Raw genomic sequence first — 24,247 nt, forward strand, 5'->3', positions numbered from 1 at the left:
AGCAACGGGGATGGATAGCGGATGTAGGAATTGGCTGGTGGGGAGAGGCAGTAAATTCTTGAAGTGAAAAAGGCAACAATCAGTAGGCGTTCTTGTGGACGAAGCCCTTGAACAGCGTCAGGAATACGATCTTCAGATCCCACCAGAGCGACCAGTTATTGATGTAGGCCAGGTCGAACTCGACACGCTTCTGCATTTTTTCCAGCGTATCCGTTTCGCCTCTCCAGCCATTTACCTGGGCCCAGCCGGTGATGCCCGGCTTTACTTTGTGGCGCAGCATGTAGCTACTGATTTGCCCACGATATTCCTCGTTATGCGCGATGGCATGCGGGCGAGGCCCGACGATGGACATATCGCCCAAGAACACGTTGATAAATTGTGGCAGCTCATCCAGAGAGGTCCGCCGCAGGAAGGCTCCTAACGGGGTTATGCGGCTATCGTTGCGGGTTGCCTGGGTGACTTTCTCGCCGTCCTCCATTACCCGCATGCTGCGAAACTTCCACACTTCAATGGAGCGGCCGTCAATGCCGTAGCGCTTCTGGCGAAAAAATACCGGGCCGGAGGATGTGAATTTTATGGCCGCCGATATGAATAGCATGGGGATGGCAATCAGACAGAGGATCAGCGACGAGAGGACGATATCTTCGAGGCGCTTGACTAGAGCACTCGCGCCTACCATGGGACTGTCGAAGATACTGATGGTGGGGATGCCGTCGATATTCTGCGAACGAGCATGAAGCAAGTCGAAAACGAAAACATCGGGAACGATATAGACGGATACGGTGGTATCGCTCAGTCGCTCCACCAGCCATCGGATTCGCGTTTCGCTGCGCATGGGGAGCGTGATGTAGACGCGATCCAATTTGCCCGCGCGAGCCTGTTCGACTAGGTAATCCAACGTGCCAGAAATAGGCAGTTTTATATCGCCATTGCCCAAGCTAATCGGGGCATGAAACGTGTCATCGAAGAATCCAGTCAGCTCCAGCCCCATCCAGGGGGCGCTAGCAATGTTAGTTGCAAGGCGCTGCCCCAACACTCCTGCGCCGGCAATGGCAACGGATCGCGCGTTAAAACCTCTTCGGCGCAGGGCATGCAAACCCGATCGCAAAAGTACGCGATAACCGCACAATCCAGCAAGTACCAGGGAGAACCACTGAATCTGCCCTGTACCACTGAGTACGGTTATTTCTGGGCTAAGGTAGTCGGTAACGGCGACCCCGGTAAAACTAATCGCCCAGATACTACCGACCTTACGCAACTCTTCGCGAGTTCGTTCACCACGCCATGAGACATAGAGTTGCCCGAAGTCGCTGAGCAGATGGAAGATCACCAAGGCAAATAGAGTTGCAATGACTGCTGAATAATCCCAGTGCACCCTATCGGCGGCGATAACCGCGCCCATGCCGAGACAGATTACACCGAGATCAAACAGCTTCTGCAGCACGGAAATAGTGGCTTGATGGGGGCGGAGAATTCCGCGATCCAAGCGGTTCATTTATAGGTTCTCTCTGGTGCTAGAAAGCATCCTGAAATCAGCGCCACAATTCTTCCGTGACGACAGAAATAAAATTAAGTGAAGGCGGGAATCAAGTGATGTTGAGGGGTCTAAAAAAACCTATGAAATTAATATCCTGAATCATGCGTCTTCGCTAATTAACCTAGAGCTTCGCAAGGTGAATTTCCGGAAAACCTGGTAAGGAAATAAATTTCTGAAATTGGAGTTGAGAGTTTTTCCAGGAGCTAAGTTGTCTCGAATTTATTTAAAATTGGAAATTACTTATTGGAAAAATTAGACAGTAAAGTCTATGTGCGCTATAAGGGTGTGCTTCTCGTTGTAAGATTTTGGTGTATATGTAATGTATAGTTAATATCTGAGTTTAGGCTGAAAAGGAAAAACAGAAAAAATCTATCAGCTACGCCCGTATTTGTCCTCGAAGCGAACAATATCGTCTTCGCCGAGATAGGTTCCAGATTGCACCTCAATTAGTTCGAGAGGAATAACTCCTGGATTCTCAAGGGCGTGAACCTGGCCAATCGGGATGTAAGTTGATTGGTTTTCAGTTACTAGGTAAGTCTGCTCGCCGTTAGTGACTTTTGCAGTGCCACTGACAACAATCCAGTGCTCTGCTCGGTGATGATGCATTTGCACGGAGAGTTTTCCACCTGGATTTACCGTTATCCGCTTTACTTGGTAGCGCGGGCCATTGTCGATAGAGTCATATACTCCCCATGGACGATAGACTTCCCTGTGATGAATATGCTCAATTCTTTTATCTAGTTTCATCTGGTCGACGAAAATCTTCACTTCCTGAGCATTGTCTCTATGAGTTACGAGTACGGCATCTTTAGTTTCAATAATGACCAGATTATTTACACCCAAGGCAGCCACCAATCGACTGTCTGCTTGTATGTAGGTGTTATGAGTTCCTTGCGCCATCACATCGCCAATGAAAACGTTATCATTGGCGTCCTTCGTATTGATCTCCCAGACTGCTGACCACGAGCCAATATCATTCCAGCCTGCATCAAGTGGCACCATAACCGCGTCGGAAGTTTTCTCCATTACTGCATAGTCTATAGAGTCGTTCGGACAAGAAAGAAATATATCGTGATCTACCCTAATAAAATTAAATTCGTTCTTTGCGTTTTTAAGGGAATCTTCGCAAACGGAAAAAATAATTGGCTGATGTTGTTTGAGCTCCTCCAGATAACGGCTTGCACGAAACATGAACATCCCACTGTTCCAGCAGTAATTACCGCTAGTAACATAGTCGCGAGCGACTCCAATATCTGGCTTCTCGACAAAACGGCGAACAATATAGCCTCCATTTGGCAGTTCGCTGCCTTTTTCAATGTAGCCATAACCAGTTTCGGCATGTGTAGGAACTATTCCAAAAGTTACTAGTTTTCCTTCGTTCGCTAATTGAACTGCAGTATGTATACCCGAGCGGAAGGCATCATTGTCTTTAATCAAATGGTCTGCCGCTAGTACCAGCATAATGGCATCTTCTTTGTCTTGAGTAATTTGAAGTGCAGCTAGGGCAATTGCAGGAGCCGTATTTCTCCCAACCGGCTCTAGAAGGATTGTGGCGCTGGTGATATCTAATTGACGGAGCTGTTCTGCAACGAGGAATCGATGCTGTTCGTTACAGATCAGTGTAGGGTTAGCAATATCTAGTCCATCCAAACGCTCAATTGTTTTTTGCAGCATGGAAAGTTTATTATCAGTTAAGCGAAGAAACTGCTTGGGATTCAATTGTCGAGAAAGGGGCCATAGCCGAGAACCAGTGCCGCCGGCCAATATAATAGGGGTAATCATGATTTGATTTATTCAATTATTGGTTGCTGGGAAGTGCAAGTTATTCTGTTCTTTTTTGAATTGCATTTGAAACAAAACTCATGAATTGAGCTTTAAATCTTTCGGTGGAAAATTGTTCTGCGTGCTGTCTTATATCGATAGAGTTGAAGGCTGAGTTTCTTTCAAATTTATCAACTGCATCATTTATAGATTCCTCTCTTTGACTGTGGAAAAATATTCCAGTTTTACCTTCTATAACTGTTTCTAGGGCCCCGCCTTTTGCATATGCGATAACAGGGGTGCCGCAGGCCTGGGCCTCAACAACTGCTATCCCAAAATCCTCCTCTGCCGCAAAGATAAAAGCTTTGGCTCTTTGCATATGATCTCTAAGAACTTCGAAAGGTTGATGTCCTAATATGCGAATATTGGGAGTTGCAAATTTCTTTACCTTTTCAATCTGGGGGCCATCGCCTATTACTACCAGCTTTCTGTTTGGGGTTTTAGCAAAGGCCTTTACGATTAAATCGATCTTTTTATACGGAACCATTCGTGACGCGGTTAGATAAAAATCTTCTTTTGCACTGGTTTCTTTAAAGCTGTCTACTGCTACATTTGGATATATTGTGGTGGACTCTCTCCCGTATATTTTCTTTATTCTGCGAGATATGTAGTTGCTGTTTGAAATGAAGTGATCAACCCCGTTAGCTGTTCTGTAGTCCCAGCCTCTTATCTTGTAGAGAAAAATACGCGCTATTATACTTTTTATTCCTCGAGACAAGTTGGACTCTTCGAGGTATTGGAACTGCATATCCCAAGCATATCTAATTGGGGAGTGGCAGTAGCATATATGAAGTTGGTCAGGTCCGGTGATTACGCCTTTAGCAACGGCGTGGCTGCTACTAATTACAAGATCATATTTTGAGAGATTTAGTTGTTCTATGGCTATAGGCATTAGTGGAAGATAGTTTCTATATTTAGTTCTCGCTCTGGGTAGATTCTGGATAAATGTGGTAGTACATTTTTTTCCGTGAATTAACTTTCTTTCGCTATTGTCTAAAGTGTCAATGATTGTGTATATGTCTGCGTCTGGATATATATCTAGAATGCAGCCAAGCACACGTTCTGCTCCACCTATTGTTACCAGCCAGTCATGAACTAATGCTATTTTCATTAAGTGTGTCTATCTCCTTGAAAACTCCACAATGTAATCCAATACATAAAGCATCCCGTTACGCCATAGCATAGTGTGAATACAGAATTGGCAATAAGAAGTAGAGTTAGTGATAGCTTGTCGATATTGGATTTTAAGAAGTATATTCTTTCTATTAAGGGTAATATATAAGCCGCTAACCCCAAGACTCCAAAGTCCAGTGCTAATGTTAGCCATCCACTTTCAGCGTTGTTTTTATAAGTCGCCCTAAAAGCTCCGTTATTCCCAAGTATCAACTGTCTTATATCATAAGCCTGCAGCTCTTTGAGAGCTGCCACCCAAAACATTTGACGATATGAGTTTGTAGCAGATCCGCCACTAAAATCCAAGGCTTCTAATAGACGATCTATATAGGGTGGATAGATTTTAATTAATACAAATAAGGCAATTGTTGAAACTGAAGTAACGATTGCGGCATTGATAATTAACTTGCGTGGCGATTTTTGTAGCATTGTCAGAGCTGACAATAGTATTGTTATTATTATTGCGGATCGGGATGATGAAAGTAGGGCTCCGACTAAACAGAAAGCAAGTGCAATCTTATTTTCTCTTAATATAATTGCTGTGCAGATTAGATAAGCTGAAAAGGTTAGGGGGCCCAAGAATATTGACTTTGCTCTAAATAAATTAGATGCACCCGAAAACATCTCCTGGCTAAGCTCAAAGCTCTCGTCGCCGACCTCAATTGATTTTATATAAAGGTAGCTTGATGTTAAATGCTCATATGCTGCCAGAATAACTATTACTATAGTTGTGTAGTACAGGATTTTTTTAAATTGCGATGGGTCAATTAATTTGTATGAAAATAATATTGCTAATGGCGCAACTAAAAGTAGTGAGTTTGAGTTTCGCTCCCAGAGTAATTGTCCTATAACTAGTTCGATAAATAATGTTGTTGTGCAGGTGAATGATATAAGCTCTCTGCTTTTTAATGTTGCATAGATGTTTGGCTTGTTTGTATTCGAAATGAAAGCGGCTCCCAGGAACAGTATCCCCAACGGTATTAGTATTTTTTTTGTGTCAGAGAAAAATCCATATCCAATAAATAGTGATAGGAGGAGGATTATGCTTATGTATGATTTAAGTATTGAGGTTCTAATTTTGCGCATGGTGTATTTTTTTTAATATCACACAGCAAAGGTTGTCCTGGAAGTTCTGTTTGAAATGAAAGAAGTCTATATTGTAATTTGCTTTTTTTTGTGGATTTACAATGTGTTCCGTATAGTTATTTATAAGATAGTTATTTATGTCTGTGGATCTGGTGTTATGGTCTGTTCCGTATACTTTTTCATTTATCTTAAATGTCGGAATTATTATGGTTTTTTTGGATTTTTTTAATGATACATCTATTATTTTTGAAAGGACTCTCTTTATTTCATTCTGTGAAAGGTATGTTTCTTTGTAGAATCTAATTAGGATTAGTCTTAATATAAATAATGGGAGTCTGGCAAAGTAGCTGAGTGACAAGAATGGAGGTACTGAAAAATATGAGTCTCTAATATTCCGTATTCCAATTTTTTTTAGTGACGCTATTATTTTTTTTGGGATCCTTGGATGGATGTCTGGATTGCCAAGACCAATAATTACAGCATCATATTTTGTTTCTAGGGATGCAATTATAGAAGGTGCTGCTTTCCTTAAGCTAAGACCAGGGAATGCTAGAGTTGTGACTTCCCAGTTTTTGTCTTCTAGTGATTTTCTTATAAGTTCAGCGTATCCGATACATCCCCAATTTGTACCGTGAGAGTCACATGTAATTAATAGTTTTTTAGGGGGTTCCATATATGCAGTCCATAAAGGCACTTGTTACCTTTGCTATGTTTTTATCGTCTATGCATTCGGGGAAGCTTACCGGGTCGCTAATAATTCCGGAGTAAGAGTCTTTTAGCAGAGTTGCTAGTGTTTCTAATGGCGGTGTTGGGTGGTGTTTTTCGTTAAGAATGTCATATATGTCTGAAGTCCTCTCTATGTATCGGCATGATTCGAATTTATTAAAGAATAGTGGGGATAATGTTGCCGACGGCTTCTCAAATATAGCTGCTTCATACGCTACTGTTCCTGAAATTGTTATAGTAAGATTTGCATTTCGAATAAGTTCGTGTGAGTCCGCGTGTGGGGAAATTAGTCTAACGTTTGGTATTTTATTTATCTTGTTAAGAAAGTTATTTGGCCGTTCTCCAATTGCGTTGGAGTGTTCCTTTACATATATTTTGTAATCTCTTGGGGTGTTTAGTGATATTCTTCTTATTAATTCTATTTGGTTGGAATGCTCAGTGCACAACACATCTATTGATGCTTCTGGTTGCTTGTGTAGTGTGAATAGGATGTGTTTTTCGTTAGATTTTGGGTGGGAAAATAGTCTAAGGTAACTTTTTCGCTTTGCTCTGAATGGGGTAAGGTATTTTTTCTCTATAAAAATATGATGGTATAGGCTTTTCTCTGCGCCATTATGTTTTTGCTCTATTATCATCTGTGGTAATTTTTTTAGTACCCTCTTGATGAGGCTTATGTCTAAGAAGCTAGGTGGTTTGTTGTTTTTGTAAAAATAATTTGGCTTTAAATTTTGTTTTTTTATTCTTTCTATTGTATCTCTTGCTAAAGTTAAAATATCTTCTTCGTCATTTTTCATGCGAGAGTGTATTTTTTCCTCAAGATAACCCTCAAAAAACGCAAATCGATCACTTGGTATTCTAACTGTGTGGGGCTTTAAGAATTTTATATCTAGGGATTTGCAAATTAGTGCGGCAAGAACTTCATGTAGTGCTGTGGCTTCTCCGAATATAATGTCTATTTTTCTGTTCTCTATATCTCCGTCTATTGTTGTTATGCAATTTGTTATGTAATTTTCTATATCGTTCTTTTTCCAGTGTTTCACTACTCTATCGGATTGGATTGCAAAGTTTATGCACTTCTTGTTGGACTCCTCTATCTTTCTTATTAGGGTAACTGCTTTGTCTTTTTCTTCTGGTGTGGACTTTTTGCTTTTGTATAGTGTCGTTATTTTTTCTTCTGGCGTCCCGTTATGTGCTAGAAATTTTGTCCATTTTGGAGATGTTGATATCCAGGATATTGATATTTCTGGTGATCTTTCTAGTATTGCGTCTGCTATTTTCTTAAAGAAAATAGTTTTTTCAAAGCAGGCAATAAAGCAAATATTCATTTATTTTCCTCAATTGTGTCGAGGAGTGTTGTTGGTGTGTTTTGTTTTATGTTTCTATTTGCAGGCTTTCCTATTATTTTGTTTAAAAGATTAGGGGGGAGGCCATGCCCAGGTCTAACGCTTCTTACGTGTTCACTGGTAATTATTTCCCCTTTTTTTACATCTTTTATGAAGTATAGAGATCTTCGGAAATTAATACTTTTCATTTCACTTGATTTACATCCGTAATGTAAGCCTCCTAAGGCTGCCCTTGCGGCGTTGCAGTCCTGTTTGAGCATTGCTAGCTCTCCCGGTTCGATTGAAAAGCTGTCGTCCGGACCTCCGCCGTTTCTATTGAGAGTGAAGTGCTTCTCGATGATCGATGCACCTAAGGCAACACTGGTTATAGCGGTTATATTGCTTAATGTATGATCAGATAGGCCGGTTACCAGTCCGAATCGTTTTTTCATATCCGTTATTGTATGCAGATTGTATTCCTCTGCTGGCGCTGGATAGCCGCTAACGCATCGCAAGATAGCGAGTTCCCTGCAGCCCCCTTCCCGCGCCGCTTCAATCGCCTCCCCAATCTCATCGACATCAGCCATCCCCGTCGAGATGATCATGGGCTTACCTGTGCTGGCTACGTATTTGATGAGTGGCAAGTCCACTGCTTCAAAAGAGGCGATCTTGTAAGCCGGGGAATTAAGACTTTCGAGCAGATCGACGGCGGTGTTGTCAAAGGGAGAGCTGAAGATGGTTATGCCTACCTTATGCGCGTGCTCGAAGAGCGGCTTATGCCATTCCCAGGGCATCTGTGCTTCTTGGTAGAGTTGATAGAGTGTTTTCCCATCCCATAGGCCGCCATGAATCTGGAACTCTTCCGAGTCGCAGTTCAGCGTGATGGTGTCTGCTGTATAGGTCTGAAGTTTGATGGCATCTGCACCAGCCTTGTGTGCTTCTTCTATTATCCGAAGTGCCGTCTCTAATCGACCGTTATGATTGGCGGAGAGCTCGGCAATAATGTAAGGAGGGCAGTCTTCGGCAATGCGCCGCCCTGCAATAGAGATACTAGGTAAGGTCGTCATGGCTAAGTTCCAGATTCAGTTACGCCTCTCATCGGCGAGTAGGCCGAAGCAATGGATGTCGTGGTAGCTCTCGCCATCGAAGTGATGGGAGCGCAGCACGTCTTCCTGCTTGAAGCCGAGCTTATGGTGCATGTGCAGGGATCGTTCGTTGTAGTTCAGTACTTGTGCACTGACTTTGTGAAAATGCAGTTCTTCAAATGCGAGCTCAAGCGCGCAAGCACCCATCGTAGAGCCGGCTCCTCTGGCTGCATCGGGGGAGATATAGAATCCCCATTCCGCGATAGCGGTGTCGGTATTTTGCGTGAAGTTCATATGTCCCAGCGCCACGCCGTCTTGCTCAAAGATCAATAGGGTGTAAGCCTCGTTATGAGCTACGCGGAGGTACCACTGGCGGTGTTCTTCCAGAGAAATGGGCTTCTTGTTGAACATGTACCTGCTGATCGTTGGGTCATTACGCCAACTGAGCAGTAAAGGCAGATCAGCTTCCGTTAGCTTTCTAAGCCTGCTCAAAGGGAAACTCCTGGATGCTGGGTCAGAAGCTCAATTACTCGCTCTGTTCCCTTGCCATCGGTGACGTCTGCGGCAGCCAATGCCATTAGGTGCAATTGCGACGGGGCGCAGAGGCTTTGCAGGGCGAGGGGAAGTTGCGTTTCGATACTGTCTATCGACTGGATGAGAGCTGCTGCGCCAACCTGCTGAAGCTGCGTGGCGATACGCTCTTGATTGTCTGCCATTACCAGCATGATGGAGGGGAGGCCGAGACAGCACCGTTCCCAGGAGGTTGAGCCAGCTGCTCCGATTGCGATGTCGGCCTCGACCATCAGCTTTGCCATATGGGGAGTGTTCACCAGTACGCTTGTCGGGCAGGGCATGCTCCGTGCCACGGCATCTACTTCTGCTGTTCTGAGAGCATTGGCCCCCATTACGACTTGCAAGGTCCATTGGCTATCCAGCACGCCACGCAAACTGTGCATGATTCTCGTTGTGGCGTTCGGTGTATCCCCGCCTCCCATACTGATCAGCAGACTGCGAGCCTGGACTTTTTGGCGGCGTTGGAGGCTTCTGTCCCTGAGTTGGGCAAACTCTGGGCGCAGCAAGGCAAACTGTGGTCCCAGCAGTAATCGACAGGCAGCAGGAACTCTGCGCGCGTAATCATCGGCGCTTCTTCCAAGATTTTGGTCGAGGAGCAGGTCGCAGGCATGCAATCGATCGGCAAGGTCGTCGATAACCATTATGTGGCGCGTCTTCTCGGCGAGCAGTTTTTCCCACCGGTAATCCAGCGCGTAATGGTCCAGTATCAACCAGTCTGCCCGCGCTCCGACTAACTGTTCTGCCGTTTGGATTGCGTCTTCCTCCCAGGAAGTTTCAAGCCAGCTTGCGTGGGGCGGGGCGTTTTCCTCTTCGCTGTATTCAGTTGGAGAATAAGGAAGAGTGCCTAGTGTGTGCTCCCGCTGCTGTATCAGCGCGTTCAGGTTCCCTGGATGCTCTCGGGATATGAAGTGGCACTGCGCTCCATTCGCTTTTAGCGCATCGGCAAGTGTGAGGCAGCGCATGACATGGCCGGTGCCAATCCTCAAGGAGGCGTCAACACGGAAGACGATTTTCATTCGGCCGGGCCTGCTTCCGCCTGCATTGCCTTTAACATCCATTCGGCCCGCTGCCAGTCTTCCAGCGTGTCTATGTCCTGAACCCTATGCCTTGGAAGGATCACCGTGCTTGAGGCGCTGCCGAAAATCGGATTCCCAGTGAGCCAGGCTTCCGGGGTACCCCAATAGAACTGACCAGCGTCGTGGTAGGCATCCTCCAGATCCTGGGAGCGTGTATTGAAGTGCTCCGGATGGAACATGGTGATTTGGCCGTTCTCATTCAGGCTGAATGCTCGCTGAATGGGGAATGGAAAACTTGTTGCGGCGAAGACATAGCCGGCTTGCTGGGTCGCCAGCTTTGCTTGGCCGGCACGCAGATCGCCTGGCTGTATAAAAGGGGCTGTTGCATAGATGCAGCAGACTTGGCTGATTGCCTGATCGCGTTCCAGGTACCAATCGATGGCGTGCTGAATGACAGGGATGGTTCCGGTGTGATCATCTGATAGCGATTGAGGGCGCTGAAAAGGCACTTCTGCCCCCGCTTGCCGGGCAACCTCCGCGATCTCTGGATCGTCTGTAGATACGACTATTTCATCGAAGCAGCGGCTTTGCAGCGCTGCCTCGATGGACCAGGCGATCATCGGCTTTCCGGAGAACAGCTTGATGTTCTTGCGCGGAATCCTTTTGCTGCCCCCTCGTGCAGGAATGACTGCCAGCTTCATGCGCTGATAGCCTGGCCCAGTGCTGTGACGACCTGATCCTGCTGTTCGGCGCTGAGCGATTGGTACATGGGCAGGCTGATCGCTTCCTGGTAATACTGCTCGGCGTGCGGATAGTCACCTTTCTTGAATCCGAGGCTTTGGTAGTACGGCTGTGTATGAACGGGAATGTAGTGCAGGTTCACACCGATACCGGCCGCGCGCAGCTGCTGGAATACCTCGAGATGGCTGCGTGCGCTTTTATCCAGTTGAAGGCGGATAACGTACAGGTGCAAACCTGAGTAGCTCTCCGGGTGCTGCCAGGGTGTTGTGACCGGAATTGAAGCAAGCAACTTGTCGTAGCGCAGCGCAAGCAGATGGCGGCGAGCTACATAGGCGTCCAGCCGCTGCATCTGGCTTATCCCCAGCGCTGCCTGCAGCTCTGTCATGCGGTAGTTGAAGCCCAGTTCTATTTGCTGGTAGTACCAGGGGCCATCCGGCTCATGGGTCATTTGCGAGGGCTCGCGGGTTATACCGTGGCTGCGTAGCAGCGCCATTCGTTGCGCAAGGTGGGCGTCATTGGTCAAAGCCATGCCACCTTCCGCTGTGGTGATGATCTTCACGGGGTGGAAGCTGAAGACCGTAATGTCGCTGTAGCGGCCGTTGCCGATGAATTCACCGCGATATTTACCGCCAATGGCGTGGGAGGCATCTTCGATGACTTTGAATCCATAGCGTTGCGCCAACCCATGGATAGCCGCCATGTCGCAGGGTTGGCCGCACAGGTGTACCGCGACCAGCACTTTGGGCAGCTTGCCGCTGGCCTCGGCTCGCTCCAGCTTGCCCGCCAGTGCTTGGGGGCAGAGGTTGTACGTCTTGGGGTCGATATCGACGAAATCGACTTCTGCTCCGCAGTAGAGAGCGCAGTTTGCGGAAGCAACGAAGGTGACCGGCGTAGTCCAGAGCGTGTCTCCTGCTCCCAGGCCTAACGCAAGGCAAGCAATGTGCAAGGCCGAGGTGGCGCTATTGACCGCAAGAGCATGGCGCGCACCAACATGCCCAGCGACGTGTTGCTCGAAGCGAGGAACCATCGGACCTTGCGTAAGGAAGTCTGAACCCAGGACCTCCAGCACGGCGTCGATATCAGTCTGGAGAATCTCCTGGCGGCCATAAGGGATCATCAGATGCTCCCGATCTTGTCGAAGTTACGATCGATCCAGGTACTGAGCGCGTCATCACTCATCCACTCGGCATTGTTATCGCTGGCGTAAACGAAACCTTCGGGAACCTTGACGCCATCCTTGATGCGCTTTGCGCAGGTTGCCCAATTGTTGATGGTCGGCAGGATCTTGAAGTGCTCGGGATACTCGTAGGTGTAAAGAGCGTCTTCGGCGCTGATCATTTGCTCGTGCAATTTCTCACCCGGGCGAATTCCCACAGTTTCCTGACGCGATTGCGGCGAGACCACGCGAGCCAGATCGGTCACTTTCATAGAAGGGATCTTTTTCACATAGATTTCGCCGCCTTCCATGTCATCGAACGCATGCCAGACAAGCTCAACGCCTTCCTCGAGGGAAATCATGAAGCGAGTCATGCGTTCATCGGTGATCGGAAGGACTCCCTTGTCCTTGATGCTCATGAAAAAGGGGATCACCGAACCTCGGGAACCCATGACGTTGCCGTAACGAACGACGGAGAAGCGAGTGTCATGCCCACCGGAGTACGAATTACCGGCGACGAAAAGTTTGTCCGAGGCAAGCTTGGTGGCACCGTAGAGGTTGATGGGGCTGCTGGCCTTGTCTGTCGAGAGCGCGACAACGCGTTTTACGCCCTTGTCGATGCAGACATCGATAAGGTTCATGGCGCCCATTACGTTGGTCTTGATGCACTCGAACGGGTTGTATTCAGCAGTGGGGACGATCTTTGTCGCTGCTGCATGGACGACATAATCCACTCCATCGAGCGCGCGGTAGAGGCGTTCTTTGTCACGAACATCGCCGATGAAGAAGCGGACGCGATTGTCTCCTTGGAATTTTTTTGCCATCTCCCACTGTTTCATTTCATCGCGCGAGAAGATGATTATTTTTTTTGGTGAGTATTTAGCCAGCGTCATCGGGACGAAGGTGTTTCCGAATGAACCAGTACCGCCAGTAATTAGGATGGTCTTGTTAGTAAGCATTGGTATCACCTAGTTTTGAGGAGAAATAAATGGGTTGCAGTCGGGAGGCGTGAGTAGGAAAAATGCCAGCGCTTTCGTGGCCAGAATCACCAGGAAGGCTATGCAAAGGCTGATTGGGATCGCCATGTAGGAGATAGCTGAGGAAAGCATCCAGGTGCTAAAAAGGAACACTGCCAAGCCAAGAAGGTGACTTAGAATGATCGCTCGGTCCTTCCCTTGGGCGTAAAGGCAGTAATGAGGGATCATGCCAAGTGAATATAAAATCACACTGAATAATGACCAGTAGAACAAGTTACTATTTTCAGAGTAAATTGGTTTTCCAATAAAGCTAAGTGCTGGGGTGATGAGTGTAACTGCCCCGATTGTCAGGATGCATAGAAATAAAGCGGTTTGAATGAAAAGGCTCCGAGCTTGGCTGCGGAATAGAATAGAGTTTCTTTCGTTGTGGGATTTTATGAGGGTCGGATATATGAAGGAGAAAACTCCAGCGTCGAGAAAAGAAATTACCGCGTTGCTTAGGCCCATGGATAAAACGTAGGCGCCGACAATTTCAATGTTTGAAAGCTCCTTGATCCAGTAACGATCGAACGTAAAAATCCCTCGAATAGCTAGAGTGGCAGCCAGAAATGGGATGGCGATCTTTATCCCTGTGAGGATCCATTTCCAATCGACCTTCTCATGCCATCCGATTATTTCAAGTTTCCGCAGTTTGAGGATGCTGAGCGTTATTGCCAGGAGATCTCCAATTACCCAGAGTAGCAGTACATATTCGAGGCTTTTTAAACCTGGATATAAGCTCATAAGCAGGATGGCTGCCAACGGCCAGGATCCGCTACGAAGAAAGAGATTGAGACTGGCCGCATGTTGTTGCGAGAGGGCTATTAATAGCCTGCCAATCTCCTGATTTATATGCTCCAGAACAAGGAGTACAAAGAACCAGATAGATACTTCCCATGGGAGCAGCTTTGTGATAAATATTAGGAATAGCAGTGGAAGAGATACTGCGTATAGGGCGCCCGTCATGGTTATCTGGTTCTTCAGCAAGCCGCCGAAGTGCCATCCGCCAATTTTTGTAATTTCTCGGGTCGTATAGATATAAAAATCCAGGCCGACAAGGTACAACGCATAAGCAATCGTGGCTGTTAGGAGTCCGTATAAGCCAAGTTCACTGGCAGGTAGATAACGGGCGAGAAAGAAAATCAGGAGGAATTTGCTTGCTAAGGTCATACCGCGAAGGACGATATTGCTTAACCTGGAAAGAGCGATTTTCGGCATTTGGATTATCCAGGCACGCTACCGCCCCAGGATTTTTCGTTTAACTCCTGAGACGCAGGGATATTTTGATTGTCTATCTGTGCGGGAACAGGTGAAGCGTCGATATCACGTATTAGTCAAGGGTTCTGCCACTAGCCAGCCTTGACCAAGCTGTGGGTTGAAACGCTGACTTGAACTTCCCGCTGCAGCAATTTGAGTAGAAGCAATACTCTCTCAGTACCATCTTTTGCCAGGAAGATCGCTTCCATACCCTGGGTTCCTGACCAGTCAACCATGACTCTTTCTCCTGGCTTGAATTCATGCTCTTCTGGATTTTTCTGAAGTCGCAGGCTATCAATGACGTGACTGGGAACTGGCAGAGGGTTGGATCCGAATCGGACGATCTGACTAACGCCTCTTGTTGAGCGAATTGGCATCCAATTGTCTTGCAATGTATCCAGTTCAATGAATAGGTAGCCGGGGAACAGGGGCTCTTCCTGGTGATTCCACTGGCCGTTGCGTAGTCGTTCAATCTGGCGTTTCGGTAGCAGGCACTCGTAACCTTGGCGTTGCAAATGCTTGAGTGCACGAAAGTCCTGCTTGGGTTTGCACTGCACCAGGTACCAGCGTTTTTCATTTGTAACTTGCATATTTCACTCCCCTGATCAGGGGTATCGCTTTCGGGAAAGCTTCAGGACTTATCCGAGAGGTACTCATACTGATAATTGCTGTAGGCCCCATTACCGTAGTAATCAGCCGCACGGCGTTCGACGCCGTTGAAGATGGCGCCCTTGAGCTGGATGCCGTTTTGCGCAAATCGGCGGATGGTCAGTTCGATCTCACGCGGGGCATTGCGGCCGAAGCGGGTGACGATCAGGCTGGTGCCTGCCTGGTGGCCGACGATGGCGGCATCGGTAACGGCCAGTAGGGGAGGGGTATCCAGGATGATCAGGTCGAACTCGCTGCTGGCTGTCTCCAGCAAGCTGGTGAAGTTCGGATGCATCAGCAATTCGGAAGGGTTCGGTGGAATCTCCCCACGGGAGATGAAGTGGAGGTTTTCCACCTTGGTCCGTTGCACCGCCTGCTGGAAGCTGCAGCGCTGGATGAGCAGATCCGACAGGCCGACCTTGTCGTTAACGCCGAGCGTCTTGTGCAGGTAGCCCTTGCGCATATCCACGTCTATCAGGAGTACGCGTTGGCCGGTCTGGGCGATTACGGCGGCAAGGTTTGAACTGACAAAGGATTTTCCGACATCGGGGCTCGGGCCAGAGATCATCAGCCGATTGTCACCCGACTCCAGCATGGCGAAGTGGAGGCTGGTGCGCAGGCTGCGCAGCGACTCAATGGCGAGGTCCGTGGGATGGCTCGTTGCAAGCAACGGAGCAACCGCACGGCCGTCTTTCTTGCCTTCCCCTAGTTGATCTTCATCGGCTTTGTGTAGAGCGCTAAAGGGGACTGAGGCGTAGACCGGCAGTCCCAGTTGCTCGATGGCGTCTGCGGTTTCGATGCCCCGATTCAGCGCTTTGCGTAGCAGTACCAGAGCGACGGCGAAGAACAGGCCGAGCAGGGTGGCGATGGCGACGATCAGCGGCTTTTTGGGTTTCACCGGTTTGGTGACGTCGACATCTGCAGTGTCGATGACACGCACATTGCCGACGGAGCCCGCCCGCACAACATCCAGCTCCTGGCTCTTGTTCAGCAGCTGCGTATAGATGGTAGTGCTGACCTCGACGTCCCGGGTCAGGCGCAACAGGTCCTGCTGCGTTTCCGGTAGGCCCTCGACGCGCTTGGCAAGGCCGTTCTGCTTGGCTGTGAGCTCACCGATCTGCCTGGCCAGCGCCTGATAGGCAGGATGCTGGCGGGTGAACTTGCGGTCCATCTCAGCCTGCTGCAGCTTCAGCTCGGAAATGCTGGTGTCCAGGGCGACGCTCTGGTCGAGCAGCGCCTTGGTTTCAAGGCTGATGTCGGCCGACTTGGCCTTGGTCTGGTAGCTGCTCAATGCGTTCTCGGCAGTTTCCAGATCGTGACGGACCTCGGGCAGTTGCCCGCGCAGGAACTCCAGACTGGAAGCCGCCTCGGCGGAGGCGCGCTGGACGTTTTGTCGAACGTACTGCTGGCTGATCTCGTTCAGTACGGCGAGTGCTCTGGGCGCGTCATTGTCGTCCAGCGTCAGATCGATGATGCCGGAATCCTTGCCGGTCTCGGCCACCTTGAGTGCGTCCTGGTAGTCGAGAATCGTGCTCAGCCGACGGTGTTTGGTGACGTGGAAGCGAGTCCCGGCATTGGCGTGCAGGGTTTTGATCTGTAGCTTGATGCCTCGTTCGTCATAGGCCTGGCCGACGGAACCTTCGATTAGCACGTTGTCGTCGTCATCCAGCAGCTGGAAACCTCCAGCCTCTTCGGCAACCAGCGTCAGATTCTTTTCGAGCAGGCTATCGGGGACCTCCAGCTGGAAGATTTCCAGCAACTCGCCGCCCCAGGCAAAGCGGCTCATTCCCAGCGGGGCCGGGGCGATGTCGCCGGGATTGTCAGGCTGGTAGCGGCGCTGGAAAAAGCTGCCGATCAGCGGAAACAACGACGGGCTGGCATCAATGTCCAGGTGCAGATTGTCCACGGCCTTGCCGATCACGCTACGCGAGGTCAGTAGCTGGATCTCGGTCACAGCCTGGGATTGCGAGCCGCCGAGGAGATCGCTCATCTCGGTCAATCCAGGAATTCCTGGCGATTTCTGCTCCACCTGAATGGTCGCCGAGGCGCGGTAGACAGGGGTAGCGAGCACGGCATAGGCAATGCCTGCCAGCAAAAATCCGGCAGTGATGCCCGTGATCATCCATTTGTGATCAATCAGGACGCCGAACAGCCGGAGCAGGTCGATTTCGTCGTCGTCGGCGGACGCTTGTGGCGTAAAGGATTGCGCTTGCTGCATGAAGGGTACTTCGCGATGAACGCTTATCGAGTGGTGCGGAGATATCGGGACCATGTGGCGACTGCCTCATCGATCAAGGCATAGGCATGCTCGAAGGCAGCTTCACCTTGTCTGTACGGATCTGGAATTTCCCGGTCGCGCTGCCATTTGCCGAGCAGGAAGGTCTTGCCTCGGGACTGCGGAGATAGCTGGTTGATGTCGCGCAGGTGGTTGCGCTCCATGACCAGAACCAGATCGGCGTCCTTAAGAATCTTCGGGGTCAGTTGGCGGGCGCGATGCAACGCGGGTTGTTGGCCATGCTGCGAGAGTGTTGCGAGGGCGTGTTGCTCGATCGGCTGGTTGACCAGCGCTGCTAGGCCGGCCGAACCAACCTGTATGTTGCGACCAGGAAGAGCTTGGCGCAGCAGGTGCTCTGCAGTGGGGCTGCGGCAGATGTTGCCGACGCAAACGATGAGCACCTGATTGAACACGCTGAATTCCGCCTTTGTGGTGGATGCCTAAGGCTGGCGAAATTAAGCCGCGTGGCAGGGTGATTCAATGCGCTTTCCGGCCGATTGGTGGGTTTCGGAATATTCCGGTGGCGGAGGAGATGGATGCTGCGCTGCCTCCGGGATGAACTCCCACAAGCTTTGAATGTGGCGAAATAACACTATCCGGCCAGATGGTGGACGGTTGCGGGCGTCAGGCGAGGGTCTACGGGGCGGTATTGAGGGGCGTTTCGCGGGGGCTTCTGCCCGGGCAAACTAACGCTTGCCCGGGCATTTGCAGGGCCGGGACTCAGCCAGTAGCAAGCCGGTCGACGGCGCGCGCTGGGTTGAAGCGGGAGTACAGGTTTTCCAGCGATGATTGCAGTTGCTCGCCGGAGTGCTGGCGCTGGATGCAATGGCTGTTGCGCGATAGCTGTGCCAGAACGGCCGGGTCGCGTTGGGTGAAGCCGATGACTTGCCGTTTTGCCTCTGTTAGATCAAGTGCGGTGGCCAAACCTTCGGCAACGAACGGGCCGATGCGTCGCAACGCGATAGGGAGATCGAGCTTTGCCGCCTCCAGTACCGAGATGGGAAAGCCATCCCAGGCGGCGGTGTGGAAGTAGAGGTCGAGCCCCTTCATATGGGCGATGACTTCGTCGCGCTGACGCCACCCGGTCACTTCGATGCCGGCCTGAACCATCTCCGCCATGACCTGGGCGTCGCCTCCGCCAATCCATTTGAAGTGGGCGACGTCCCGGCAACTTTCGGCCACGGCGCGGAAGTAGTCATGGCCCTTCTGCCGGCTGATACGCCCGACCATGCCGACCACCGGCTTGCTGGTGAGGCTGCGAACTGTCGGTACCTCCGGCAGTTCGTCGCAGACATTGACCAGCCCCAGGGTATGCCCCGGTTCGATCAGTTCCCCGGCAATGCGTTGCTCATCCATGCCGCAGCCGGCTATCACTGCGGTGCGCCTTGCCAGCAGCGACTCGATGGCGCGGTAGGCCTTCAGCATCATGGGATGATCGCCACGCAGGAAGGCGAAACCGTGCGGGGTGTAGACGATCTTCTGCGCCGGGATGAACGGCAATGCGCGGATCAGCGCGCCAGCATAGGTGCTGTGCAGGTGGATGACGTCCGGCTGTATGCGATCGATGTAGGGCTTCACCCGCGCCAGGCTGGAAAGCCGGCGCGGCACCAGTTCCATGTGCTTGAACAGGCCCTGACTTTCCTCACCGGTGGTATCGCCCTTGCGCACCGAGGCCAGCAGGTAGTGCTCATGCTGCTGGGAGTTGAGGATGTAGGAGTTGATGGCCGAGGTGACGCCGCCGCCGAAGGACTCGGTGATGTGCAGGATCTTCATAAAGCGATGTAGGCCCCTGGAAAATTACTCGTCGTAACTGGGAGACCAAACAGCTGAATATGGTCTTGCTGGGCTAGAGCGTAGCCTTTTTCAGCAGTGCAATGTAAGGATTTCTGACGCTTTTATCGGAAGTCGAATGGAGCGCCAAATTACCGGCGAAATAGCACGCGGCCGATCCACGGGGTGACCGCCGACTCGATCAGCGAATACGCACGTTCGAAGGCTTCAGGGCCTTTGCGGTAAGGGTCCGGGATCTCCTGATCGGTCTGCCATTTGCCCAATAGGAAGGTTTTGCCGCGGGCCTCAGGCGCCAGGCGAATCACGCTGTCGATCTGCGATTGTTCCATGACCAGGATGAGATTGGCCTCATGGATCATCTCGGCGTCGAGTTGGCGGGCACGGTGAGGTTGGGGGTGGTGGCCGTGGCGGCGGAGGATGGCGAGGGCGGTGTTGTCGATGGGGTGTCCGACCAGCGCGCTGAGCCCGGCGGAGGCCACGGCGATGTCGGTGCCCTGCAGGGATTCGCGGAGCAGGTGTTCGGCGATGGGGCTTCGGCAGATGTTGCCGATGCAGACGATCAGAATCCTGTTGAACACGTGGAGCGTCCCTGACCGCGACCGATAATCGTCAGAAATCTATCGGTCGTGGTGCAGGGGCGTCAAGCCGCCGTCAGAGGGGCTGCAGGGCTCAGCTCTGGCTGGCGGGCGGCTGCTCGGTGGGCGCGGTTTCTTCCTGGGGCGGGCGTTCCAGCGCAACCTGGCGAATGGACAGGCGAATCTCCGCCGGCAGCACACGTTTGGCGGCGCCTTCGGCCAGTTCGCCGAGCAGTTCGTGGTAGCTCAGCTTGCCGTTCTCGTCCTTGCGCAGCACGCCTTCGTCCAGCAGGGTCTGGATGAAGTGGCGGAACAGGCTCTTGTCGAAGAACTCCGGGGCATTGAGGCCGTGGAGGACCGACAGGCGCTGGGCCATCACTGTGCAGAGGTTTTCCAGTTCCTCGGCGGTGAGCTGCTTCTGCCCGGCGTTCAGCACCAGCGAAATGGACATGTAGAAGCGCTGCAGGGTCTGGGCGATGGCGCGGGCCAGCAGGGTCAGCAGCACATACTGGCGCGAGCTGGGGGCCGGGCGGATGAAGGTGTCGTTCTCCTGTTTGAGCAGTTCGCTGGCGACCATGGCCTGCAGCCACTGGTCGACTACCGCGTCCAGCTCATCCAGGCTCCAACGGATGAACAGCTCGGCCTGCAGGTACGGGTACAGCGCGCGGGTGTAGCGCAGGAGCTGTTCCCGGCTGATTCGGCCGCTGTTCTGGAAGAAGCTGGCGATCAGCGCCGGCAGGGCAAAGATGTGCAGGACGTTGTTGCGGTAGTAGGTCATCAGTACCGCGTTCTGCTCGTCGAGATAGCAGATGCGACCCAGGGCGTCCTTCTGCTCGCTGAGCAGGTTCATGCTCTTCACGTACTCGATCAACTGCTGGCCGTCGCCCTCGGGGAGCGTGGCGCTGGGCGAGTAGGGCACCATGCGCAGCAGGTCGAGGTAGAGGTCGATCACCCGCGCCAGGGCGGTTTCGTCCAGGGCCAGGCGGGTAGTGGAGAGCAGCGCCAGCGCCACCAGGTTTACCGGGTTGATCGCGGCAGCATCGTTGAGATGGCGGGCGACGTCGCGGGCCAGGTGGTTGGTGGTTTCCGAGAGCCAGGCCGGGCGGTATTCCGGGCCCAGTTCCTGCTCGCGCCAATCGGGTTGCTGCTGGTCGAGGAAGTCGTCGAGGTGAATCGGTTCGCCGAAGTTCACCCACACCTGGCCGAAGCGCTGCTTGAGCGCGCCGATCACCTTGAAGATGTCGAAGATCGACTCCTTCTTCTTCGCCGCGCCACGCAGTTCACCCAAGTAGGTGCGGCCTTCGAGCACGCGTTCGTAGCCGATGTACACGGGGACGAAGACGATGGGCCGGCGCGAGTCGCGCAGGAAGCTGCGCAGGGTGATCGCCAGCATGCCGGTGCGTGGATGCAGCATGCGCCCGGTGCGGGAGCGGCCGCCTTCGACGAAGTACTCGGTGGAGAACCCACGGCTGAACAGGGTGTGCAGGTATTCGTTGAACACCGCGGTGTAAAGCTGGTTGCCCTTGAAGCTGCGGCGCATGAAGAAGGCCCCGCCGCGACGCAGGATAGAGCCCACCACCGGCATGTTCAGGTTGATGCCGGCGGCGATGTGCGGCGGGGTCAGGCCGTTGCGGAACAGCAGGTAGGACAGCAGCAGGTAGTCGATGTGGCTGCGATGGCAGGGCACGTAGACGATCTCGTGACCCTGGGCGACTTCCTGGACGCGCTCGATGTGGTTGACCTTCACGCCCTCGTAGAGCTTGTTCCAGAACCAGGTCAGGGTCACTTCGAGGAAGCGGATCACCGGGTAGGAGACATCGGCGGCGATCTCGTTGGCATAACGCAGGGCGGCGGCTTCAGCCTTCTCCTGGGAAATCTTCTGGGTTTCGCATTCTTCCTGGATCGCCTGGCGCACCAGCGGCGCACGCAACAGGCCCTTGACCAGGTTTCGGCGGTGGGAGAGGTCAGGGCCGATCACTGCGGTCTTCTGGTTGCGGAAGTGCACGCGCAGGATGCGCTGGACCATGCGCAGGGTGCGTTCGTGGCCCTTGTTCTGCTCTACCAGCTCGCGCAGATGGATGGGGGCGGAGAACTGCACGCGGGTCTTGCGGCCGAGGATAAGGATGCGCGCCAGCTTGCGCAGTCGGCCGGTGACGGCCCAGTTGTCGGCGAACAGCAGCTTCCATGCGCTCTTTTCGCTGTCCGGCGATTGGCCCCAGAACACGCTGACCGGGACGATCTGTGCATCGTCGATGCCGTTCTGGCCGATGGCGCCGAGCATGCGCACCAGCGCTGGCGGGGCGCCGCGTTTGTCCTGGCGACCCAGCCAGTCGGGCTCGGGCGTCAGGTAGAAGAAGGCGGCGGGTTCGATGGATTCACCCACTGCCACCGGCATGACCGGGCGCGGCAGGCCGGCCTTGCGGCATTCGGTATCCACCACGGCGAGGTCGCTCACCGAAGGCTGTTGCAGGACGTAGAGGACCGGTTTGCTGCGGTCGATCTTCAGGCTGAAGGACGACTGGTTGATGGTTTCCGAGCGCACCCAGAGGTAAAGCAGGCGGCGCAGGGCACCGAAACCGAAGCGGCGGAACGGGTAACGAGGCATACAGGCCCTATGGCTGGCAGAGATAAAACGAGCGATTGCTCAGACCGGCTAGTTTGCCGGATTAGGCCCCCGCCAGCAAAGCCGCGAGCGCTTGGTCGGAGTTGCACGGATGCCCCGTGGGTAGCGGCTATCCTGCCCTTTGAGGGATGAACTTCTAGGGAGGTTCCGCGATGCGTGCGCTTACCTTGGGATGCCTGCTGGCGTTTTGCGCCGCGCTACCTGCCCAGGCCCAGACAGTGGTTCCGCTCAAAGGGCAGAGCAGCCAGCAGATGCAGCAGGATATGGCCGATTGCAACGCGGCGGCGGCCAGCAGTTCCAGTTCCGATCCGCATGTCGGCGGACGGGTTCGCGGCGCGGCGAAGGGCGCGGCGGCCGGAGCCGTCGGCGCAGAAGTGCGCGGGCAGCAGCACGACGAACTCTACGACCGCGCCAGCGATGATGCCAAACAGCAGTACCGGCAGAACCGTGCCGGCGAAGTGGCGGCTGCCGGTGCGGCTGTCGGTGGCATGCGGCAGCGCCAGGAGCGTCGGCAGGATCGGCGTACCCAGAGTTCGGCTAGTGCCAGCGCCTATGGCGGTTGTATGCAGGGCCGGGGTTATCAGGTCAGTCCCTGAATTGCGGCGGTGGGTTGTCGAGATAAAAGAACCGCGATGGTGCACAGCCTGTCCGCAGTTTGCTGTGGGAAGCGGAATTATCCGGGATATCTCCCATCGACTTGGATGAAGAACGGAACGCCTATTCAGCAGCGGAATAGTCGGGCATATCGTCGCAGAGGCAACTGGAAAGCCGCCTGATTCGTTGTCTGAAAGATTTTTCGGAAGCTCGCTCAAGCGGACGAGCGGGAACGAAACTACCCGCCGCAATTGCGTGAAAGTGCGAAAAGGTCCACGTTCGAAACACTTTCGTTACGCGTGGTAACGAGCACCAAAATGGCCCTGCAGGCCCCGAAAAATGGCACTTTGTCCTGTTTGGTCATAGGGGCGCGGAGGGGATGAAAAAGTGCTTTTCAGCTGTAACTTTTGATTTATATACTCGGGAGCGCTGTCGCCCGTCGGCGTTATTCGAATTACCTTCCTACGTGCCATTCGGTGCGGGTTGGATGATAAGGAAAGCGTTCAGCCGGCGACTGCCGAAGTCCTCATTCCCGGGGGCCATCCAAAAATAATAGGCAAGTTGGAGAGTGTGGTAATGGCTGATCGTGAGGTCGGAACCGTCAAGTGGTTCAATGACGCCAAAGGTTATGGATTCATTCAACGCGATAGCGGTCCGGACGTTTTCGTTCACTACCGTGCCATTCGTGGCGATGGTCACCGCTCCCTGGTCGAAGGCCAGAAAGTGGAGTTCTCGGTGATCCAGGGTCAGAAAGGCCTCCAGGCGGAAGACGTCGCCAAGGTCTGAGCCCCCGAAAAAGCAAAGGCCCGTCCATTGGACGGGCCTTTGTTTTTAACGCCTTGTGCAAGCCAGGGTTCAGCCCGTGCGCCAGGTGATTTCCTCGACGCCCGCGGCGGTCACTTTCAGCCAGCGATCCGCGTCTTCCTCGCCCTGATCCTCGCTCCAGCTGCCCGGTGCGCAGCGCACTTCCACGTCCAGCGCGGCGCAGGCATCGCGGGCGCAGGCGGCGTCGTCGTCCCAGGGGGTGCTGTCACTGTCCAGGAACAAGCTGTTCCACTTGCCCACGGCTTTTGGCAGCCAGGTCGCAGGGATGCCACCGGCGGTGCACTTGAGGGTTTCGCCCTGTTTGCGCCATTCGCTGCAAGGGCCAAGTGCCTTCTCCAGCCAGGCGCTGACGGCGGCCTGGTCGGCATCCTTGATGTAGATCTCGATATCCGGTTGGCGCATGGCGT

At 52.4% G+C, this 24,247-nt stretch carries 22 protein-coding genes; 2 read left to right on the plus strand and 20 right to left on the minus strand.

Going from position 1 to position 24,247, the window contains the following annotated elements; genetic code table 11:
* Positions 1-79: 79 nt before the first annotated feature.
* The 19 genes from A6723_RS05970 to plsB form a co-directional block, all read right to left on the minus strand.
* Positions 80-1,495 (minus strand): undecaprenyl-phosphate glucose phosphotransferase, encoded by a 1,416-nt coding sequence (locus tag A6723_RS05970; protein WP_054908299.1) that lies wholly within the window; start codon positions 1,493-1,495, stop codon positions 80-82.
* A gap of 414 nt (positions 1,496-1,909) precedes the next feature.
* Positions 1,910-3,319, minus strand: a complete 1,410-nt coding sequence (locus A6723_RS05975) for a mannose-1-phosphate guanylyltransferase/mannose-6-phosphate isomerase (protein ID WP_054908300.1) — start codon at positions 3,317-3,319, stop codon at positions 1,910-1,912.
* Between the two features lie 40 nt (positions 3,320-3,359).
* Positions 3,360-4,469: a glycosyltransferase family 4 protein gene (locus A6723_RS05980; protein WP_054908301.1), complete on the minus strand. Its 1,110-nt coding sequence runs from the start codon at positions 4,467-4,469 to the stop codon at positions 3,360-3,362.
* Complete coding sequence (locus A6723_RS31645) at positions 4,469-5,617, minus strand: O-antigen ligase family protein (RefSeq protein ID WP_139092910.1); 1,149 nt, start codon at positions 5,615-5,617, stop codon at positions 4,469-4,471. Before A6723_RS31645 ends, A6723_RS05980 begins: the two co-directional genes overlap by 1 nt.
* Positions 5,604-6,290 (minus strand): hypothetical protein, encoded by a 687-nt coding sequence (locus A6723_RS31650; RefSeq protein ID WP_064979585.1) that lies wholly within the window; start codon positions 6,288-6,290, stop codon positions 5,604-5,606. Before A6723_RS31650 ends, A6723_RS31645 begins: the two co-directional genes overlap by 14 nt.
* Complete coding sequence (locus A6723_RS31655) at positions 6,277-7,668, minus strand: hypothetical protein (RefSeq protein WP_139092911.1); 1,392 nt, start codon at positions 7,666-7,668, stop codon at positions 6,277-6,279. The genes A6723_RS31650 and A6723_RS31655 overlap by 14 nt, the downstream gene beginning before the upstream one ends.
* Positions 7,665-8,732 carry a pseudaminic acid synthase gene (pseI, locus tag A6723_RS05990; protein WP_054908302.1) on the minus strand — a complete coding sequence of 356 codons (1,068 nt, stop codon included), beginning with the start codon at positions 8,730-8,732 and terminating at the stop codon, positions 7,665-7,667. Before pseI ends, A6723_RS31655 begins: the two co-directional genes overlap by 4 nt.
* Positions 8,733-8,747: 15 nt before the next feature.
* Positions 8,748-9,242 carry a UDP-4-amino-4,6-dideoxy-N-acetyl-beta-L-altrosamine N-acetyltransferase gene (gene pseH / locus A6723_RS05995; RefSeq protein ID WP_054908303.1) on the minus strand — a complete coding sequence of 165 codons (495 nt, stop codon included), beginning with the start codon at positions 9,240-9,242 and terminating at the stop codon, positions 8,748-8,750.
* Complete coding sequence (gene pseG, locus A6723_RS06000; RefSeq protein ID WP_054908304.1) at positions 9,239-10,339, minus strand: UDP-2,4-diacetamido-2,4,6-trideoxy-beta-L-altropyranose hydrolase; 1,101 nt, start codon at positions 10,337-10,339, stop codon at positions 9,239-9,241. The genes pseH and pseG overlap by 4 nt, the downstream gene beginning before the upstream one ends.
* Positions 10,336-11,040, minus strand: a complete 705-nt coding sequence (gene pseF / locus A6723_RS06005) for a pseudaminic acid cytidylyltransferase (protein WP_054908305.1) — start codon at positions 11,038-11,040, stop codon at positions 10,336-10,338. The genes pseG and pseF overlap by 4 nt, the downstream gene beginning before the upstream one ends.
* Entirely contained in the window at positions 11,037-12,197 is a 1,161-nt protein-coding gene (gene pseC / locus A6723_RS06010) for a UDP-4-amino-4,6-dideoxy-N-acetyl-beta-L-altrosamine transaminase (protein WP_054908306.1), read from the minus strand. The genes pseF and pseC overlap by 4 nt, the downstream gene beginning before the upstream one ends.
* Entirely contained in the window at positions 12,197-13,195 is a 999-nt protein-coding gene (pseB, locus tag A6723_RS06015) for a UDP-N-acetylglucosamine 4,6-dehydratase (inverting) (protein ID WP_054908307.1), read from the minus strand. Before pseB ends, pseC begins: the two co-directional genes overlap by 1 nt.
* Positions 13,196-13,204: 9 nt before the next feature.
* Entirely contained in the window at positions 13,205-14,470 is a 1,266-nt protein-coding gene (locus A6723_RS06020; protein WP_054908308.1) for a lipopolysaccharide biosynthesis protein, read from the minus strand.
* A 131-nt stretch (positions 14,471-14,601) separates the two neighbouring features.
* Positions 14,602-15,099, minus strand: a complete 498-nt coding sequence (rfaH, locus tag A6723_RS06025; protein ID WP_064979586.1) for a transcription/translation regulatory transformer protein RfaH — start codon at positions 15,097-15,099, stop codon at positions 14,602-14,604.
* A gap of 41 nt (positions 15,100-15,140) precedes the next feature.
* The gene (locus A6723_RS06030) at positions 15,141-17,375 is read right to left on the minus strand and encodes a polysaccharide biosynthesis tyrosine autokinase (protein ID WP_054908309.1); all 2,235 of its coding nucleotides are present in this window, start codon (positions 17,373-17,375) and stop codon (positions 15,141-15,143) included.
* Positions 17,376-17,398: 23 nt separating this feature from the next.
* Positions 17,399-17,845, minus strand: coding sequence for a low molecular weight protein-tyrosine-phosphatase (locus A6723_RS06035; RefSeq protein WP_054908310.1), 447 nt, complete (start codon positions 17,843-17,845; stop codon positions 17,399-17,401).
* 307 nt (positions 17,846-18,152) lie between these two features.
* Positions 18,153-19,205, minus strand: coding sequence for a glycosyltransferase family 4 protein (locus tag A6723_RS06040; protein ID WP_054908311.1), 1,053 nt, complete (start codon positions 19,203-19,205; stop codon positions 18,153-18,155).
* A gap of 149 nt (positions 19,206-19,354) precedes the next feature.
* Positions 19,355-19,801, minus strand: a complete 447-nt coding sequence (locus A6723_RS06045; protein WP_054908312.1) for a low molecular weight protein-tyrosine-phosphatase — start codon at positions 19,799-19,801, stop codon at positions 19,355-19,357.
* Between the two features lie 91 nt (positions 19,802-19,892).
* Positions 19,893-22,403, minus strand: coding sequence for a glycerol-3-phosphate 1-O-acyltransferase PlsB (gene plsB / locus A6723_RS06050; protein WP_054908313.1), 2,511 nt, complete (start codon positions 22,401-22,403; stop codon positions 19,893-19,895).
* Positions 22,404-22,573: 170 nt separating this feature from the next.
* Here plsB and A6723_RS06055 point away from each other — a divergent pair, with 170 nt between their 5' ends.
* Both A6723_RS06055 and A6723_RS06060 read left to right on the plus strand, forming a co-directional pair.
* Positions 22,574-23,017: a YMGG-like glycine zipper-containing protein gene (locus A6723_RS06055; RefSeq protein ID WP_024766717.1), complete on the plus strand. Its 444-nt coding sequence runs from the start codon at positions 22,574-22,576 to the stop codon at positions 23,015-23,017.
* Between the two features lie 574 nt (positions 23,018-23,591).
* Entirely contained in the window at positions 23,592-23,801 is a 210-nt protein-coding gene (locus A6723_RS06060) for a cold-shock protein (protein ID WP_015476243.1), read from the plus strand.
* A gap of 69 nt (positions 23,802-23,870) precedes the next feature.
* Here the strand turns inward: A6723_RS06060 and A6723_RS06065 are convergent, their stop codons facing one another.
* Positions 23,871-24,242, minus strand: a complete 372-nt coding sequence (locus tag A6723_RS06065) for a hypothetical protein (protein WP_054908314.1) — start codon at positions 24,240-24,242, stop codon at positions 23,871-23,873.
* Positions 24,243-24,247 lie beyond the last annotated feature (5 nt).

The sequence above is a fragment of the Pseudomonas sp. AU11447 genome (assembly GCF_001672555.2).
GTDB classification, from domain to species: Bacteria; Pseudomonadota; Gammaproteobacteria; order Pseudomonadales; family Pseudomonadaceae; genus Pseudomonas; species Pseudomonas nitroreducens.

Excerpts from the sequence above, each read along its gene's own strand:
- rfaH (WP_064979586.1), bottom strand. The coding sequence starts at position 15,099 with ATGCAAGTTACAAATGAAAAACGCTGGTACCTGGTGCAGTGCAAACCC.
- pseC (WP_054908306.1), bottom strand. The coding sequence starts at position 12,197 with ATGATCCCTTATGGCCGCCAGGAGATTCTCCAGACTGATATCGACGCC.
- plsB (WP_054908313.1), bottom strand. The coding sequence starts at position 22,403 with ATGCCTCGTTACCCGTTCCGCCGCTTCGGTTTCGGTGCCCTGCGCCGC.
- A6723_RS06040 (WP_054908311.1), bottom strand. The coding sequence starts at position 19,205 with ATGAAGATCCTGCACATCACCGAGTCCTTCGGCGGCGGCGTCACCTCG.
- A6723_RS06060 (WP_015476243.1), top strand. The coding sequence starts at position 23,592 with ATGGCTGATCGTGAGGTCGGAACCGTCAAGTGGTTCAATGACGCCAAA.
- A6723_RS06065 (WP_054908314.1), bottom strand. The coding sequence starts at position 24,242 with ATGCGCCAACCGGATATCGAGATCTACATCAAGGATGCCGACCAGGCC.
- A6723_RS05975 (WP_054908300.1), bottom strand. The coding sequence starts at position 3,319 with ATGATTACCCCTATTATATTGGCCGGCGGCACTGGTTCTCGGCTATGG.
- A6723_RS05970 (WP_054908299.1), bottom strand. The coding sequence starts at position 1,495 with ATGAACCGCTTGGATCGCGGAATTCTCCGCCCCCATCAAGCCACTATT.
- pseI (WP_054908302.1), bottom strand. The coding sequence starts at position 8,732 with ATGACGACCTTACCTAGTATCTCTATTGCAGGGCGGCGCATTGCCGAA.
- A6723_RS06055 (WP_024766717.1), top strand. The coding sequence starts at position 22,574 with ATGCGTGCGCTTACCTTGGGATGCCTGCTGGCGTTTTGCGCCGCGCTA.
- A6723_RS31655 (WP_139092911.1), bottom strand. The coding sequence starts at position 7,668 with ATGAATATTTGCTTTATTGCCTGCTTTGAAAAAACTATTTTCTTTAAG.
- A6723_RS31650 (WP_064979585.1), bottom strand. The coding sequence starts at position 6,290 with ATGGAACCCCCTAAAAAACTATTAATTACATGTGACTCTCACGGTACA.
- A6723_RS06020 (WP_054908308.1), bottom strand. The coding sequence starts at position 14,470 with ATGCCGAAAATCGCTCTTTCCAGGTTAAGCAATATCGTCCTTCGCGGT.
- pseG (WP_054908304.1), bottom strand. The coding sequence starts at position 10,339 with ATGAAAATCGTCTTCCGTGTTGACGCCTCCTTGAGGATTGGCACCGGC.
- A6723_RS05980 (WP_054908301.1), bottom strand. The coding sequence starts at position 4,469 with ATGAAAATAGCATTAGTTCATGACTGGCTGGTAACAATAGGTGGAGCA.
- A6723_RS31645 (WP_139092910.1), bottom strand. The coding sequence starts at position 5,617 with ATGCGCAAAATTAGAACCTCAATACTTAAATCATACATAAGCATAATC.
- pseB (WP_054908307.1), bottom strand. The coding sequence starts at position 13,195 with ATGCTTACTAACAAGACCATCCTAATTACTGGCGGTACTGGTTCATTC.
- pseF (WP_054908305.1), bottom strand. The coding sequence starts at position 11,040 with ATGAAGCTGGCAGTCATTCCTGCACGAGGGGGCAGCAAAAGGATTCCG.
- A6723_RS06030 (WP_054908309.1), bottom strand. The coding sequence starts at position 17,375 with ATGCAGCAAGCGCAATCCTTTACGCCACAAGCGTCCGCCGACGACGAC.